Here is a 13833-nt window from a genome sequence, read left to right on the forward strand (position 1 = left end):
TTGAATATTATTAGAAATAAAAACACAGCCAAACATAAATTAACTTGTTTGGCTGTGTTGTTCATAGTTATTAAGAAAGAACTTCTTTTTTTATCAATAATCGCATCTCTTTAGCAGCTGCAACCATCTCAATTAAAGCTTTTTTAGTTTCATCCCAATGACGTGTTTTTAAACCGCAATCTGGATTTACCCATAATTGATCAGCAGGAATAACTGTTGCTGCTTTTTCTAATAAATGGGACATTTCTTTACTAGACGGAACACGAGGAGAATGAATATCATATACTCCTGGGCCTATTTCATTGGGGTATTTAAAATTAGCGAAAGCATCTAATAATTCCATTTGTGAACGAGAACATTCTATGGTAATTACATCAGCATCCATATCTGCAATATTTTGAATAATATCATTAAACTCACTATAACACATGTGTGTATGAATTTGTGTGTCATCTTTAATACCACTTGCTGAAATCCTAAAAGCTTTAATTGCCCAATCTAAATAAGTTGCCCAATCTTCTTTTCGTAATGGTAGTCCTTCTCTTATAGCAGGTTCGTCAATTTGAATTATTTTAATACCTGCTTTTTCTAAATCTACTACTTCGTCACGGATAGCAAGAGCTATTTGAGTACATGTTGTTGATCTAGGTTGGTCATTACGAACAAATGACCATTGTAAAATAGTCACAGGACCAGTTAACATTCCTTTGACCCATTTAGGAGTTAGTGATTGAGCAAATTCAGCCCATTTAACAGTCATTGGATTCGGACGAGAAACATCACCATAAATAACAGGAGGCTTTACGCATCTGCTTCCGTAGCTTTGAACCCAGCCATTTTTAGTGAAAGTAAAACCATCTAGTTGTTCTCCAAAATATTCCACCATGTCATTACGCTCAAATTCACCATGAACTAAAACGTCAATTCCAGACTCTTCTTGGAAGCGAATAGTTTCTTCTGTTTCTATTTTAATTAAATTATCATATTCTTGAGCGGTTATTTCTCCTTTTTTAAATTTTGCTCTCCAACTACGAACTTCTGTGGTCTGTGGAAATGAGCCTATCGTAGTAGTCGGAAACAAAGGTAGATTTAATACTTCTATTTGTTTTTGTCTTCTTATTGAGAAAGGGTTTTCTCTTTGAGAGTCTTTTTCGTTAATCTTTCCTACTCTGTTTTTAACAGTTTCATTGTGTATAATTGTGGCTGTTTTACGATTTTGATTAGCTTTATTGTTCTCATTATAATGAGTGTTGTTTGTTGTTTCTAATTCGCCAGATGCAAATTTTTTGAGTAAAACAACTTCATTTATTTTTTGCTTTGCAAAAGCAAGCCATTGTTTGATTTCTGGTGTTAAAGAGGTTTCATTTGTTTCAAGATCTAAGTCACAAGGACAATGTATTAAGGAACAAGAAGGGGCAATTAGTAATCTTTCTTTGCCTAATAAATTGGATGCTTTTTTAATAAGAGATAATGTCTTTTGGAAATCGTTTTTCCAAATATTTCGTCCATCAACAACGCCTAATGAAAGGAAGGTGTTACTAGAAATAAAAGTAGACTTTAAAATATCATCTAATTGTAATGGACAGCGAACCAAGTCTAAATGAAGAGTGTGTACAGGAAGAGAAAGAGCTGTCTCTAAGTTGTCTCCAAAACAATCAAAATAATTAGCTAGGATGATTTTTATATTTGGAAAGCGATTGTTTATTTCTTTGTAAGTATGAATTAAAGCGGCTCTTTCAATATTCGTTAAATTTAACGCTAGAAAAGGTTCATCAAATTGTATCCACTCTACATTTTCATCTTCAAGTTTTTTTAAAATTTCAAAATAAACAGGAAGTAATTTATCTAGGAGATCAATTCTGTGGAATCCTTTTTCTTTTTCCTTTCCAAGAAGTAAATAAGAAACGGGACCAATAAGAACAGGTTTGGTTGTAATTCCTAATTCTTTAGCTTCGATAAATTCACTTATTATTTTTTCAGAGTATAACTTAAATTCTTGATCTTTTGTGAATTCAGGAACAATGTAATGGTAATTTGTGTCAAACCATTTTGTCATTTCCATCGCTTTAACATCTTGATCGTCTTTTTGTGCACCTCTTGCCATAGCAAAATACAAGTCTAACTCGGTGTTTCTTTGTTCAAATTCTGAGTAATGAGCCGGAATAACTCCAAGTGTAAGTGATAAATCAAGAACTTGGTCGTAAAATGAAAAATCATTAGAAGGAATAAGATCTATTCCAGCTTCTGATTGTAATAGCCAATTTTGTTTACGGAGACTTTTTCCAACAGCTATTAGTGCATCAGATGTGATTTTTCCTGACCAATAATTTTCACAGGCTTTTTTTAATTCTCTGTTGTTACCAATTCGCGGGTAACCTAGATTGTTTGTTAGCATTTTTTTTGCTTTTAAAATGAATAAATCAGTTAAAAAAGCTCTTGATGCATTTCAAATGTTTTTTGAAATAAAGGAAATAGATAGAATAAATACATGTATAGGTAAACGCACAACAAAATAGAATATAATTATATTGTCGTGTGAGAATGTATCAATCCAGACTATTGCTTCAAATCGCGAAAGCATTGTCAATTCAATAAAGGCAGGTCTCCTGACTTGTAACATTTTTACCGTCCTTCCCATTTGCAAAGCAAACAGTGGATCTTATTTCAGATAAAAACTTTTTGTGTTACTTACAGTTGCGCGACAGTTCGTGATTTACACACGATTCCCTATTAATCTACAGTTAAGTAAAACCTCTATCGGTTGATGAAGAAATAAATTAAGAACTTAAATTCTGCACAAAAGTATTATAAAATTAATTAGAAAAATGTTTTTGTTTTTGCGAATTTGTTACTTCTATAACATTTACAAATAATAACACTATTAAAGCTGCTTTAAAAATATATCTATTTCAGTATCTTTGAAACTGAAATATTAAGGTTAAACTTTTATAAGAGTATGATAAAAAAAATGAACTGGGAGCAGTTATTATCTTTAAAACGTCAAGGAGATACAAATAAAAGACTGAGAAAGGAACAAGATGATACGCGTTTAGGATTTGAGGTAGACTATGATAGAATTATTTTTTCATCTGCTTTTAGAAGTTTGCAAGATAAAACACAGGTAATTCCGCTTTCAAAAACTGATTTTGTGCACAATCGTTTGACACATAGTTTGGAAGTTTCTGTAGTAGGACGTTCGATTGGACGTTTAGTTGGAAAACAAGTCATAGAAAAACATCCTTATTTAAAAGAATCGGGTTATCATATGAACGATTTTGGAGCCATTGTAGCTGCTGCTGCTTTGGCTCACGATATTGGAAATCCTCCTTTTGGACATTCTGGAGAAAAAGCTATTGGTGAATATTTTAAAACTGGAAATGGATTGCAATACAAAGACAAGTTAACCGACAAAGAATGGCAAGATTTAATAGATTTTGAAGGAAATGCCAATGGTTTTTCGGTTTTGGCCACTTCTAGAGAAGGTATTGAAGGTTCTTTGCGTATTTCGTATGCTACTTTGGGGGCTTTTATGAAATATCCAAAAGAAAGTTTACCCAAAAAACCAACTTTTAGAATTTGTGATAAAAAATATGGTTTTTTCCAACAAGACAAAGCTTCTTTTAGTGATGTAGCAAAAGAACTAGGTATGATCTCAAATAAAACAGGAAATGATATCGGTTTTGAACGTCATCCCTTAGCGTATTTGGTTGAAGCAGCGGATGATATTTGCTACACTATCATCGATTTTGAAGATGGAATTAATCTTGGACTCATTCAGGAAGAATTTGCATTGGAATACCTAATAAAATTGGTTAAAAATGGAATTGATACTAAAAAATACAACCAATTAACGACTAAAGAAGACCGTATCAGTTATTTAAGGGCTCTGGCAATTGGTAGTTTAATCAGTGATGCTGTAAAAGTTTTTATGGAAAATGAAGAAGCTATTCTAAAAGGGGAATTTCCTTATTCTTTGATGGATAAAAGTCAATATATAGCTCAAATGAATGATATTATTCAAATTAGTGTCAAAAATGTGTATCAATGTAGAGAAGTAGTTCAGAAAGAAGTAGTAGGATATAAAATTATCAATACGTTATTGGATAAATTTTGTACAGCATATCATAATAAAATTGGAGGAAAAGCTTCAAATTATGATACTATTATTCTAAAATTATTGCCAGAACGATTTTTACATCAAAAAGAAAAAGTGTACGATCAATTGTTGCATATTTGTCATTTCGTGTCTCTTTTAACCGATGGAAAGGCTTTAGAAATGTATAATATTATTGAAGGAAATAGAAATTAAATTATCTAGAATTTTAAATAAAAATCTTTAGTTAATTCTATATATTCAGAGGTATATTGATGGCGCGCTGTTTCAATAACAAGTTCGTCTACTAAAGTAGTTTGTTTAATACGAGTAAACGCTATTAAACTTCTTTTGATTTCAGTTGCTGGTGTTCCCTTAACATGAGTGATTTTTAAAGGGTATAATTCAAAGTCGTTTGCCAAAGCTAAAAAACGAGCTTCTTCTTTAAAAGGAATAATAACAGAAAATATTCCGTTTTCTGAAAGTAATAAATCGGCAGCTTCTACTAAATCTTCAAAAGGCATTGCCTCTTCAAAACGAGCTAAATCTCTTTGTGCATTTTCGGTTTTATAATCTTCCGAATAAAAAGGGGGATTTGAAATAATTAAATCATACTCGTCTTCTGGTTCATCCATGAATTCATCTAATCCAGCATGAAAACAAAATAAACGATCGTTCCAAAGTGATTCTTCAAAATTGTCAGTAGCTTGCTCATAAGCATTTTCGTCAATTTCAAGGGCGTCAATTTGTTCTGCATTGCTCCTTTGAGCAAGCATTAAAGATAAAATTCCAGTACCTGTGCCAATATCTAAAATGTTATATGGATTATTTATTATAGGTGTCCAGGCACCTAATAAAACAGCATCAGTTCCTATTTTCATAGCACAACGATCTTGCTCTATTTTAAATTGTTTAAAATTAAAAGTAGTGCTCATTTATAGATATAATAATAGTTTGGAATTGTGTTTTTAGCCTAAATAAAGGTCTACTAGTCCTTCAGGTGTGTTTAAGATAACCTTTTTATTAGCTCTGTCAATTTTGACAATAAAAGCATCAATCATTGGAACTAAAATGTCAATTTCTCCTTTAGTAATTTCAAAAAGAGGTTGGGCATTGCTGTCATTTACTCCTTTCATTTTTCCAATGTTTCCAAGACGAACATCTTCTACATCAAAATCAATGATTTCATGATAATAAAATTTATTGCCTTCTAGTTTTGGTAACATAGAAAGAGGAAGATAAACTTCGCAATTCATAATTGCGTCAGCATCAGCTTCATTTTTTACATCTTCAAATCTAACGCGTAAAAATTTATCTTTGTGAAGTGATCGTTTTTCAATAAAAAAAGGAACCAGTGTTTTGTTTAATTCAACAAAAACTGATTCCAAATTTTGATACAATTCAGGCTCATCTGTGTCTAAATAGAGTAAGACTTCACCTTTAAAGCTAAATTTTCTCGCAATTTTGCCTAAATAGAAACAATCTTTTTTATGCATGATTACGATCTAATATTAAAAATTAAGCTTCAGTTTCTTCATTGTTTTCTTCAACAGCCGGAGCTTCTTCAGTTGTAGCCTCAGCTACTTCTTCAGCTTTTAATGCTTCAGCTTGAGCAGCAATACGTTTTTCGTTTGCTTCTGTTTCAGCTTTTAAAGCTTTAGCTTTAGCGTCAGCTTGCGCTTTGCTTAAACCATCTTTTTTAGCATCAACTTTTCCTGCTTTTTCATCTAACCAAGTTGCTAATTTAGCATCAGCTTGTTCTTGAGTTAAAGCACCTTTACGAACTCCTCCATCTAGGTGGTGTTTTAGTAAAGCACCTTTATAAGATAAAATAGCTCTTGCAGTGTCAGTTGGCTGAGCACCGTTGTGTAACCATTGAACAGCGCTATCTAAATTTAAATCGATAGTAGCTGGGTTAGTGTTTGGATTATAAGTTCCTATTTTATCTAGGAATTTACCATCTCTTTTTGAGCGAGCATCAGCCGCTACAATCCAGTAAAAAGGTTTTCCTTTTTTACCATGTCTTTGTAATCTAATTTTTACAGGCATAATCTTTTGATTAATTTAGAGGTTCCCGACCTCAGTTATTTAAGGGCGCAAATATACAAAACTTTGTTTTACAATGTTCTATCTTAATTGGAAATATTTTTTTGTTTTTTAGGTGTAGTTTAAATTAAAAAAATTATTTTTGTCTCTTACTGCTTAAAAATTAGATATAAAATGAAGAAAATAGTAACAATTTTAATGAGTGTTGTTTTATTAACCTCATGTGTTAATGAAACACAAGATAACACTCCAGCTTTTCAAGCAAAATTAAATGATACACACTGGAAAGCTAGAGAAACTAGTGTTTCGATGGATGGTAATGGTGGATTGATAATTAAAGCGTATAGAGGAGCTGAAGAATTAATCTTAAAAACAAGCTCAACAGGAATTGGGACGTATATTTTAGGTACAACTAATTCGGCTAATTCAGCAAGTTATTCAATAGGAACAGCAAATAATGTTGAAGAATATGAAACAAGTGTGGTTTCCGGACCTGTATTTAGTACTAAAAAAATGAATTCTGGAACAGGTTATGTGTTGGATGACTCTGCTCAAACTACAGGAGGAACAGGAGTTGGGTTAGTTTTTAAAATCAAAGTGAATTCAAATGGGTCTATTTCAAGTGATTCAATAAAGGCAAGAGGAGCAGATTATAGATCTGGAGATCTTGTTACTGTTCAAGGAGGTAATAACAATGCTACTTTTAGAGTTTTAAATGTGCAACAAAGTAATGGTGAAGTTGTAATTGAGAAAGTTGAAAATGGAACTTTTACAGGAAAGTTTAAGTTGAATGCAGTAAATAGTGATGGGGATGTAGTTACTTTTTCTCAAGGAGTTTTCTTTAAAATTCCTTTGAATTAATAAAATATATAAAATGTTTAGTTTAAAAACCATCTGGATTCAGATGGTTTTTTTAGTTCTTGTTAACAACTAAAATTGTGTCAATTTCTTTTAAACCGTATCTTTGTTTTTTACCTAATTATTAGATAGATGTACTTAATTTTTGATACAGAAACTACTGGACTACCTCGTAGTTGGTCCGCTCCTATAACTGATACAGATAACTGGCCTCGTTGTATCCAAATTGCTTGGCAATTACATGATGATATGGGGAATTTAGTGGAACATCAAGATTATTTAGTGAAGCCAGAAGGGTTTAATATTCCTTATGATGCAGAACGTATTCATGGTATTTCTACAGAATTAGCGCAAGAAAATGGGATTGCTCTAAGTGAGGTTTTAGAAAAATTTAATATTGCTTTGTCTAAGGCTAAATTTGTTGTAGGACAAAATGTAGGTTTTGATGTCAATATTATGGGATGTGAGTTTCATCGAATGAATACAGAATCAGAGATGTCTAAAAAACCAGTTTTAGATACCTGTACTGAAGTTACAGCGCAATTATTAAAATTATCTGGTGGTAGAGGAGGTAAATTCAAACTACCAACATTAACAGAATTGCATGAATATTTGTTTGGAGTTCCTTTTTCGGAAGCGCATAATGCAACAGCCGATGTAGAAGCAACAACAAGATGTTTTCTCGAATTAATCAAGCGTGAGGTATTTACAAAAGAAGAGCTTGATGTAACGCCTGATTATTTTAATAAATTTAAAGAAAATAATCCAAGAGAAATTCAACTTGTTGGATTAAAACATATTAATTTAAAAGCAGCTTCTGATGAAATTAGAAGAAAGCTTCAAAAAATTGAACAAGAAAATACGCAAACTACCATTTCAGAATCGGATAAAAACGATTTAAAAGAGGCTAAGTTTGCACATTTGCATAATCATACTCAGTTTTCCGTTTTGCAATCGACTATTGCTATTTCAAGTTTAGTATCTGCTACAGCAAAAAATAAGATGCCTGCTGTTGCAATGACCGATACTGGAAATATGATGGGAGCTTTTCATTTTGTGAGCGCTGTAATGAATCATAATAAAGCTGCTAAAGCAAAAATAGAAGCTGCAATAGAAGCAGGAGAAGAATCTAATGAAGTAGAAATAAAACCTATTGTAGGATGTGAGTTTAATGTTTGCGAAAATCATTTAGATAGAACTAAAAAAGACAATGGTTATCAAATAGTATTGTTGGCTAAAAACAAAAAAGGATATCACAATTTAGCAAAAATGGCTTCATTGGCTTATACTGCTGGATTTTATTATGTGCCAAGAATTGATAGAACAATTATAGAAAAATATAAAGAAGATATAATGGTTTTATCAGGGAATCTATATGGTGAAATTCCTAGTAAGATTCTGAATATTGGTGAAAATCAGGCTGAAGAAGCATTAATCTGGTGGAAAGAACAATTTGGTGCGGATTTTTATCTTGAAATCATGCGTCATAATCAAGAAGATGAGAATAGGGTAAATCAAACCTTAATTGCTTTTGCTCAAAAACATAAAGTAAAATTAATAGCAACGAACAATACTTTTTACTTAAATAAAGAAGATGCTAATGCACATGATATTTTATTATGTGTAAAAGATGGGGAAAAACAAGCAACACCCATTGGTCGTGGAAGGGGTTATCGATACGGATTGCCAAATCAGGAGTATTATTACAAGTCAGGAGAGGAAATGAAAATGCTTTTTGCTGATCTACCTGATGCGATTATCAATATTCAAGAAATTATAGATAAGGTGGAAACGTATTCGTTGTATCGTGATGTATTACTTCCGAAATATGATATTCCACAAGAATTTATAGTGATTGAAGACGAAGCTGATAGTGGAGTTCGTGGTGAAAATGCTTATTTGAGACACCTTACTATGGAAGGTGCAAAAAAGCGGTATGGTGAAATTACACCAGCAATTCAAGAACGTTTGGATTTTGAGTTGTTAACAATTTCAAATTCAGGTTATCCGGGTTATTTTTTAATTGTACAAGATTTTATTGCCGAAGCACGAAAAATGGATGTTTCGGTAGGACCAGGTCGTGGTTCTGCTGCGGGTTCTGCGGTTGCCTATTGCTTAGGAATTACGAATATAGATCCAATCAAGTATGATTTGCTTTTTGAGCGTTTCTTAAATCCAGATCGTGTATCTATGCCTGATATTGATATTGATTTTGATGATGAAGGTCGCGGTCGTGTAATGGATTATGTAATTAAAAAATATGGAGCGAATCAAGTAGCGCAAATTATTACTTATGGTAAAATGGCTACGAAATCAGCAATTCGTGATACAGCTCGTGTGTTAGATTTGCCTTTATTTGAAGCAGACAGAATTGCGAAATTGATTCCTGGTATGATGCCTTCTAAATGGAATTTGGCTCGTTTTTTAGCAGAAGATGAAAGTGAAGTTAAAAAAGCTTTGCGTTCAGAAGAATTTGATAAAGTTAAAGAATTAATAGAAATTGCAGGAGCAGAAGATTTAGCAGGAGAAACTATTCAGCAGGCTAAGGTGTTAGAAGGATCTATGCGAAATACAGGTATTCATGCTTGTGGAGTTATTATAACACCGTCTGATATTACTAATTTCGTGCCGGTTACAACAGCAAAAGATTCTGATTTATATGTTACTCAGTTTGATAACTCGGTTGCGGAAAGTGCTGGGTTATTGAAGATGGATTTCTTAGGGTTAAAAACTTTAACATTAATAAAAGATACTGTTAAGTTAGTTAAATATAGAACGGGAGTTCAACTTGATCCTGATAATTTTCCGATTGATGATCAGAAAACGTATGAGTTATTCCAAAGAGGTGAAACAGTTGGAATTTTTCAATACGAGTCACCTGGAATGCAAAAATACATGAAGGATTTAAAACCAACTGTTTTTGGTGATTTAATCGCGATGAATGCATTGTATCGTCCAGGACCATTGGAGTATATTCCTTCTTTCGTTCGTAGAAAAAATGGTGAAGAAGAAATCAAATACGATTTAGAAGCTTGTGCAGAGTATTTAGCTGAAACATACGGAATTACAGTTTACCAAGAGCAGGTGATGCTTTTGTCGCAGTCGTTAGCTGATTTTACAAAAGGTGAAGCCGATGTACTGCGTAAAGCAATGGGTAAAAAACAAAAGGATGTCTTGGATAAAATGAAACCTAAGTTTGTAGAACAAGCTTCTGCTAAAGGCCATGATGCAACGGTTTTGGAGAAAATCTGGAAAGACTGGGAAGCTTTTGCGAGTTACGCATTTAACAAGTCACACTCTACCTGTTATGCTTGGATTGCTTACCAAACAGCTTATCTTAAAGCGCATTATCCTGCTGAATATATGGCAGCGGTACTTTCTAATAATATGAATGATATTAAGCAAGTTTCGTTTTTTATGGAAGAATGTAAACGAATGGGCTTAGCAGTTCTTGGACCCGATGTGAATGAATCATATTATAAATTTACAGTAAATGAAGATTATGCAGTCCGTTTTGGAATGGGAGCGATTAAAGGGGTTGGAGAAGGAGCTGTAAATACTATTGTTGAAAATAGAAAAGAAGGAAAATATAGATCAATTTTTGATTTAGCTAAACGAATTGATTTGCGTGCAGCCAATAAAAAAGCATTTGAAAACCTTGCGTTAGCAGGAGGATTTGATGGATTTGGAGAAACACATAGAGGACAATATTTTCATGATGAAGGAGATGGAATTACTTTTTTAGAAAAAGCAGTAAAATATGGTGCTAAATTTCAAGAAAATGAAAATTCATCGCAAGTAAGTTTGTTTGGAGAGTCTTCAGAAGTGCAAATTCCAGAGCCAATTGTTCCGCCATGTGATGAGTGGAATACAATGGAAAAATTGGCAAAAGAAAAAGAAGTTGTAGGGATCTATATTTCAGGACATCCACTTGATGATTATAAATATGAGATGAAATATTTCTGTAATGCTAAATTAGAAGATTTAAAAGATTTAACGGCTTTTGTGGGAAAAAATATAAGTATAGGAGGAATTATTACTAAAGTAGAACACCGTGTTGCTAAAAACGGAAAAGGATGGGCAATGTTTACATTAGAAGGCTATGATGAAAGTTTTGAATTTCGAATTTTTGGTGAAGAATATTTGAAGTTTCGTCATTTTTTAATTCAAAATAATTTTACTTTTTTAAAATTAGTGGTTAAAGATGGTTGGACTAATCAAGAAGGAAAGAAAGGAGATCCTAGAGTTCAGTTTGTAGCTATTCAATATCTTCAAGATGTTTTGACTACGTTTGCTAAAAAAATAATTCTTCAGTTTAATGTTTTAGAACTTCAGGAAAACATGATTCAGTCTTTGTTTGAACTTTTTAAAAGAGAAGCAGGCGATAATCCAATATCTATAGAAGTAATGGAGCTAGAAAAAGTTAAAAGGCAAGTTGTTGAGGTTGTTGAAAATGAAATTGTTGATGTGAGTGATGAAATAGAATCAGATGAAATGGTTGAACAAATGGAAATTGCACCAACAATTACAGAGGTTGAAGAAGTTAAAGTTGTGACCAAATTGAGTATGGCAAGTAGAAAAATGAAAGTTAAAATTTCTAACGAATTATTACAAGAATTAGAAAATAGACAAATTAATTTTAAACTCAATTAATGTTAGGCAGACAACACTATGTTGATTAAGGAACTGTTAATTTTGTATTTGAAATAAAAAAGACAAAAATGAAAAATTTAATTACGACCTTATTGGTATGTGTGTCATTTTCAATTAATGCTCAAGTAGCAGATTCTCCACAAAATATTTCACCGTTATTGATAGGAGAAAAAATACCTAACACTACTTTGGTTGATTTAGAAGGTAAAGCATTGGAAACAGATAAGTTATTTTCTAAAAAATCTATAATTGTTGTATATAGAGGAGGATGGTGTCCTTATTGTAATGCACAATTAGCAGACATGCAAGGAATAGAAAAAGAAATAATAGATTTAGGATATCAGATAATAGCAGTTAGTCCAGATGCTCCTGAATTTTTAAAAGAGACAGAAGAAAAAGGTAAATTGTCATATAAGTTAGTTTCTGATAGTGAAGGTAAATTTTCTCAAGCTGTAGGTATTGCGTTTTCAGCTCCTGAAAAATACGGGAAAATGTTAGGTAAATTTTCAGACGGGAAAAACACAAATTGGTTGCCTGTTCCAACGGTTTATGTTATTAATGATAAAAAAGAAATAGAGTTTTTATATATAAATCCAGACTATTCGAAAAGATTAAAAGGAGAATTGTTATTATCGGTTTTGAAATCTTTATAGATTAATTTTTTATATAGTCCTATAAGTAAAACTAATTTAATCAGTGCGTTCAAATTCAAATATTTGATTAAATTTGTTTTTTCAAATTAAATTTTTAAAAAAAGAAAATATGGCATTAGCAATAACAGATGCTACTTTTGATGAAGTAGTATTAAAATCAGATAAACCAGTAGTAGTAGATTTTTGGGCAGCTTGGTGTGGACCATGTAGAATGGTTGGGCCAGTTATTGATGAGGTTTCTTCAGAATATGAAGGAAAAGCAGTAGTTGGTAAAGTTGATGTAGATGCAAATCAAGAATTTGCTGCAAAATACGGAGTTAGAAATATTCCAACAGTATTAATATTCCAAAATGGAGAAGTAGTAGGTCGTCAAGTAGGAGTTGCTCCTAAGAAGACCTATACAGATGCAATTGATGCATTATTGTAATAAATAATTATAATGAAGAAAAGCTTAACTCATGTTGGGCTTTTTTTGTTTCTATTATTATGATTTAATGATAAAAATGTACTAGTCTATTTTTAGTTGATGCTTTAAAAGTAATAATCTTTTCAATATCTTTGGTATATGAAGATAGAAAGTCAGTTAGAAAAAATATCTAGTTTTAAACATCTTGAATTACTAGCTAATCAAGTAGTAGAAGGATTTATATCGGGAATGCATAAAAGTCCGTTTCATGGTTTTTCTGCGGAGTTTGCAGAACATAAAATTTATAATTCGGGAGAAAGTACTAAGCATATAGATTGGAAACTTTTTGCAAAAACAGACAGATTGTACACAAAAAGATATGAAGAAGAAACGAATCTTAGGTGTCATATTATTTTAGATAATTCTTCTTCAATGCATTATCCTGTGCTTCAGAAAGATCAACTTTTTTATGAAAACAAAATTGGATTTTCTGTCTTGGCATCAGCCGTTTTAATGAATATTTTAAAAAAGCAAAGAGACGCAGTAGGACTTAGTATTTATTCAGATGAATACGAGTTTTATTCTCCAGAGAAAGGAAGTGATAGACATCATAGAATGTTGTTAGACAAATTAGAAAATACTTTAAAAAAAGGAGAAGATTCTAAAACAACCGATACTGTTTCTTTTTTACATCAAATAGCAGAAAATATACATAGGCGATCAATGGTAATCCTATTCACGGATATGTTTCAGAGTGAAGATGAAAAAAAAATCTTTAAAGCACTACAACATTTAAAACACAATAAACATAAAGTAGTAGTTTTTCATGTATATGATAAAAAGACCGAGCTAACATTTGATTTTGATAATACACCTAAAAAATTTGTTGATGTAGAAACGGGGGAAACGGTAAATTTATTTTCGGAAAATATTAAAATAGAGTATGAGAAACAAGTTTTAAAATATTTCAATGATATTGCTAATACATGTATGCAGTATAGAATTCAATATGTGCCTGTTTCTGTAGGAGAAAATTTTGAAAAAATAATTTCGACTTATTTAGCTGAAAAACAGAAGTTTGGTTAGTTTTTGTAAAAATGTTTTTATTTTTTTTGTAAAAACAT

Annotated in this window: 10 protein-coding genes and 1 riboswitch; of the genes, 6 read left to right on the forward strand and 4 right to left on the reverse strand. The window is 31.8% G+C overall.

All coding sequences use genetic code 11. The features are described from left to right. Nucleotides 1-70: 70 nt before the first annotated feature. Complete coding sequence (metE, locus tag SY27_RS12950) at nt 71-2395, reverse strand: 5-methyltetrahydropteroyltriglutamate--homocysteine S-methyltransferase (RefSeq protein WP_045970935.1); 2325 nt, start codon at nt 2393-2395, stop codon at nt 71-73. Nucleotides 2396-2578: 183 nt separating this feature from the next. Continuing rightward, nucleotides 2579-2771: riboswitch (cobalamin riboswitch) on the reverse strand. Between the two features lie 197 nt (nt 2772-2968). Between metE and dgt the strand changes: the two genes are divergently transcribed. Continuing rightward, nucleotides 2969-4309 carry a dGTP triphosphohydrolase gene (gene dgt, locus SY27_RS12955; protein WP_045971169.1) on the forward strand — a complete coding sequence of 447 codons (1341 nt, stop codon included), beginning with the start codon at nt 2969-2971 and terminating at the stop codon, nt 4307-4309. 5 nt (nt 4310-4314) lie between these two features. Here dgt and SY27_RS12960 read toward each other — a convergent pair whose 3' ends face one another. Genes SY27_RS12960 through SY27_RS12970 form a run of 3 tightly spaced genes read right to left on the reverse strand, consistent with a single transcriptional unit; the run spans nt 4315 to nt 6142 of the window. After that, nucleotides 4315-5028 (reverse strand): tRNA1(Val) (adenine(37)-N6)-methyltransferase, encoded by a 714-nt coding sequence (locus SY27_RS12960; RefSeq protein WP_235270975.1) that lies wholly within the window; start codon nt 5026-5028, stop codon nt 4315-4317. A gap of 33 nt (nt 5029-5061) precedes the next feature. Beyond that, entirely contained in the window at nt 5062-5589 is a 528-nt protein-coding gene (gene rimM / locus SY27_RS12965) for a ribosome maturation factor RimM (protein WP_045970937.1), read from the reverse strand. 22 nt (nt 5590-5611) lie between these two features. Continuing rightward, nucleotides 5612-6142 carry a 30S ribosomal protein S16 gene (locus SY27_RS12970; protein ID WP_045970939.1) on the reverse strand — a complete coding sequence of 177 codons (531 nt, stop codon included), beginning with the start codon at nt 6140-6142 and terminating at the stop codon, nt 5612-5614. A 171-nt stretch (nt 6143-6313) separates the two neighbouring features. Here SY27_RS12970 and SY27_RS12975 point away from each other — a divergent pair, with 171 nt between their 5' ends. The 5 genes from SY27_RS12975 to SY27_RS12995 all read left to right on the forward strand — a co-directional run bounded on the left by SY27_RS12975 (nt 6314) and on the right by SY27_RS12995 (nt 13795). After that, on the forward strand, nt 6314-7000 hold the full coding sequence (locus SY27_RS12975; RefSeq protein ID WP_045970941.1) for a DUF6252 family protein: 687 nt from the start codon (nt 6314-6316) through the stop codon (nt 6998-7000). A gap of 129 nt (nt 7001-7129) precedes the next feature. After that, nucleotides 7130-11650 carry a DNA polymerase III subunit alpha gene (dnaE, locus tag SY27_RS12980; protein WP_045970943.1) on the forward strand — a complete coding sequence of 1507 codons (4521 nt, stop codon included), beginning with the start codon at nt 7130-7132 and terminating at the stop codon, nt 11648-11650. Nucleotides 11651-11718: 68 nt separating this feature from the next. Beyond that, a complete protein-coding gene (locus tag SY27_RS12985) occupies nt 11719-12303 on the forward strand; it encodes a peroxiredoxin-like family protein (protein WP_045970945.1) in 585 nt (194 codons plus the stop codon). Between the two features lie 109 nt (nt 12304-12412). Then, nucleotides 12413-12730: a thioredoxin gene (trxA, locus tag SY27_RS12990; RefSeq protein ID WP_026717477.1), complete on the forward strand. Its 318-nt coding sequence runs from the start codon at nt 12413-12415 to the stop codon at nt 12728-12730. A 138-nt stretch (nt 12731-12868) separates the two neighbouring features. After that, nucleotides 12869-13795, forward strand: coding sequence for a DUF58 domain-containing protein (locus SY27_RS12995; RefSeq protein WP_045970950.1), 927 nt, complete (start codon nt 12869-12871; stop codon nt 13793-13795). The last annotated feature ends 38 nt before the right edge of the window (nt 13796-13833 follow it).

Source organism: Flavobacterium sp. 316 (genome assembly GCF_000967805.1).
Classification (GTDB): domain Bacteria; phylum Bacteroidota; class Bacteroidia; order Flavobacteriales; family Flavobacteriaceae; genus Flavobacterium; species Flavobacterium sediminilitoris.

What these genes read in the sequence shown, in the direction of transcription:
- metE (WP_045970935.1), bottom strand. Translation starts at nt 2,395, where the DNA reads ATGCTAACAAACAATCTAGGTTACCCGCGAATTGGTAACAACAGAGAA.
- dgt (WP_045971169.1), top strand. Translation starts at nt 2,969, where the DNA reads ATGAACTGGGAGCAGTTATTATCTTTAAAACGTCAAGGAGATACAAAT.
- SY27_RS12960 (WP_235270975.1), bottom strand. Translation starts at nt 5,028, where the DNA reads ATGAGCACTACTTTTAATTTTAAACAATTTAAAATAGAGCAAGATCGT.
- rimM (WP_045970937.1), bottom strand. Translation starts at nt 5,589, where the DNA reads ATGCATAAAAAAGATTGTTTCTATTTAGGCAAAATTGCGAGAAAATTT.
- SY27_RS12970 (WP_045970939.1), bottom strand. Translation starts at nt 6,142, where the DNA reads ATGCCTGTAAAAATTAGATTACAAAGACATGGTAAAAAAGGAAAACCT.
- SY27_RS12975 (WP_045970941.1), top strand. Translation starts at nt 6,314, where the DNA reads ATGAAGAAAATAGTAACAATTTTAATGAGTGTTGTTTTATTAACCTCA.
- dnaE (WP_045970943.1), top strand. Translation starts at nt 7,130, where the DNA reads ATGTACTTAATTTTTGATACAGAAACTACTGGACTACCTCGTAGTTGG.
- SY27_RS12985 (WP_045970945.1), top strand. Translation starts at nt 11,719, where the DNA reads ATGAAAAATTTAATTACGACCTTATTGGTATGTGTGTCATTTTCAATT.
- trxA (WP_026717477.1), top strand. Translation starts at nt 12,413, where the DNA reads ATGGCATTAGCAATAACAGATGCTACTTTTGATGAAGTAGTATTAAAA.
- SY27_RS12995 (WP_045970950.1), top strand. Translation starts at nt 12,869, where the DNA reads ATGAAGATAGAAAGTCAGTTAGAAAAAATATCTAGTTTTAAACATCTT.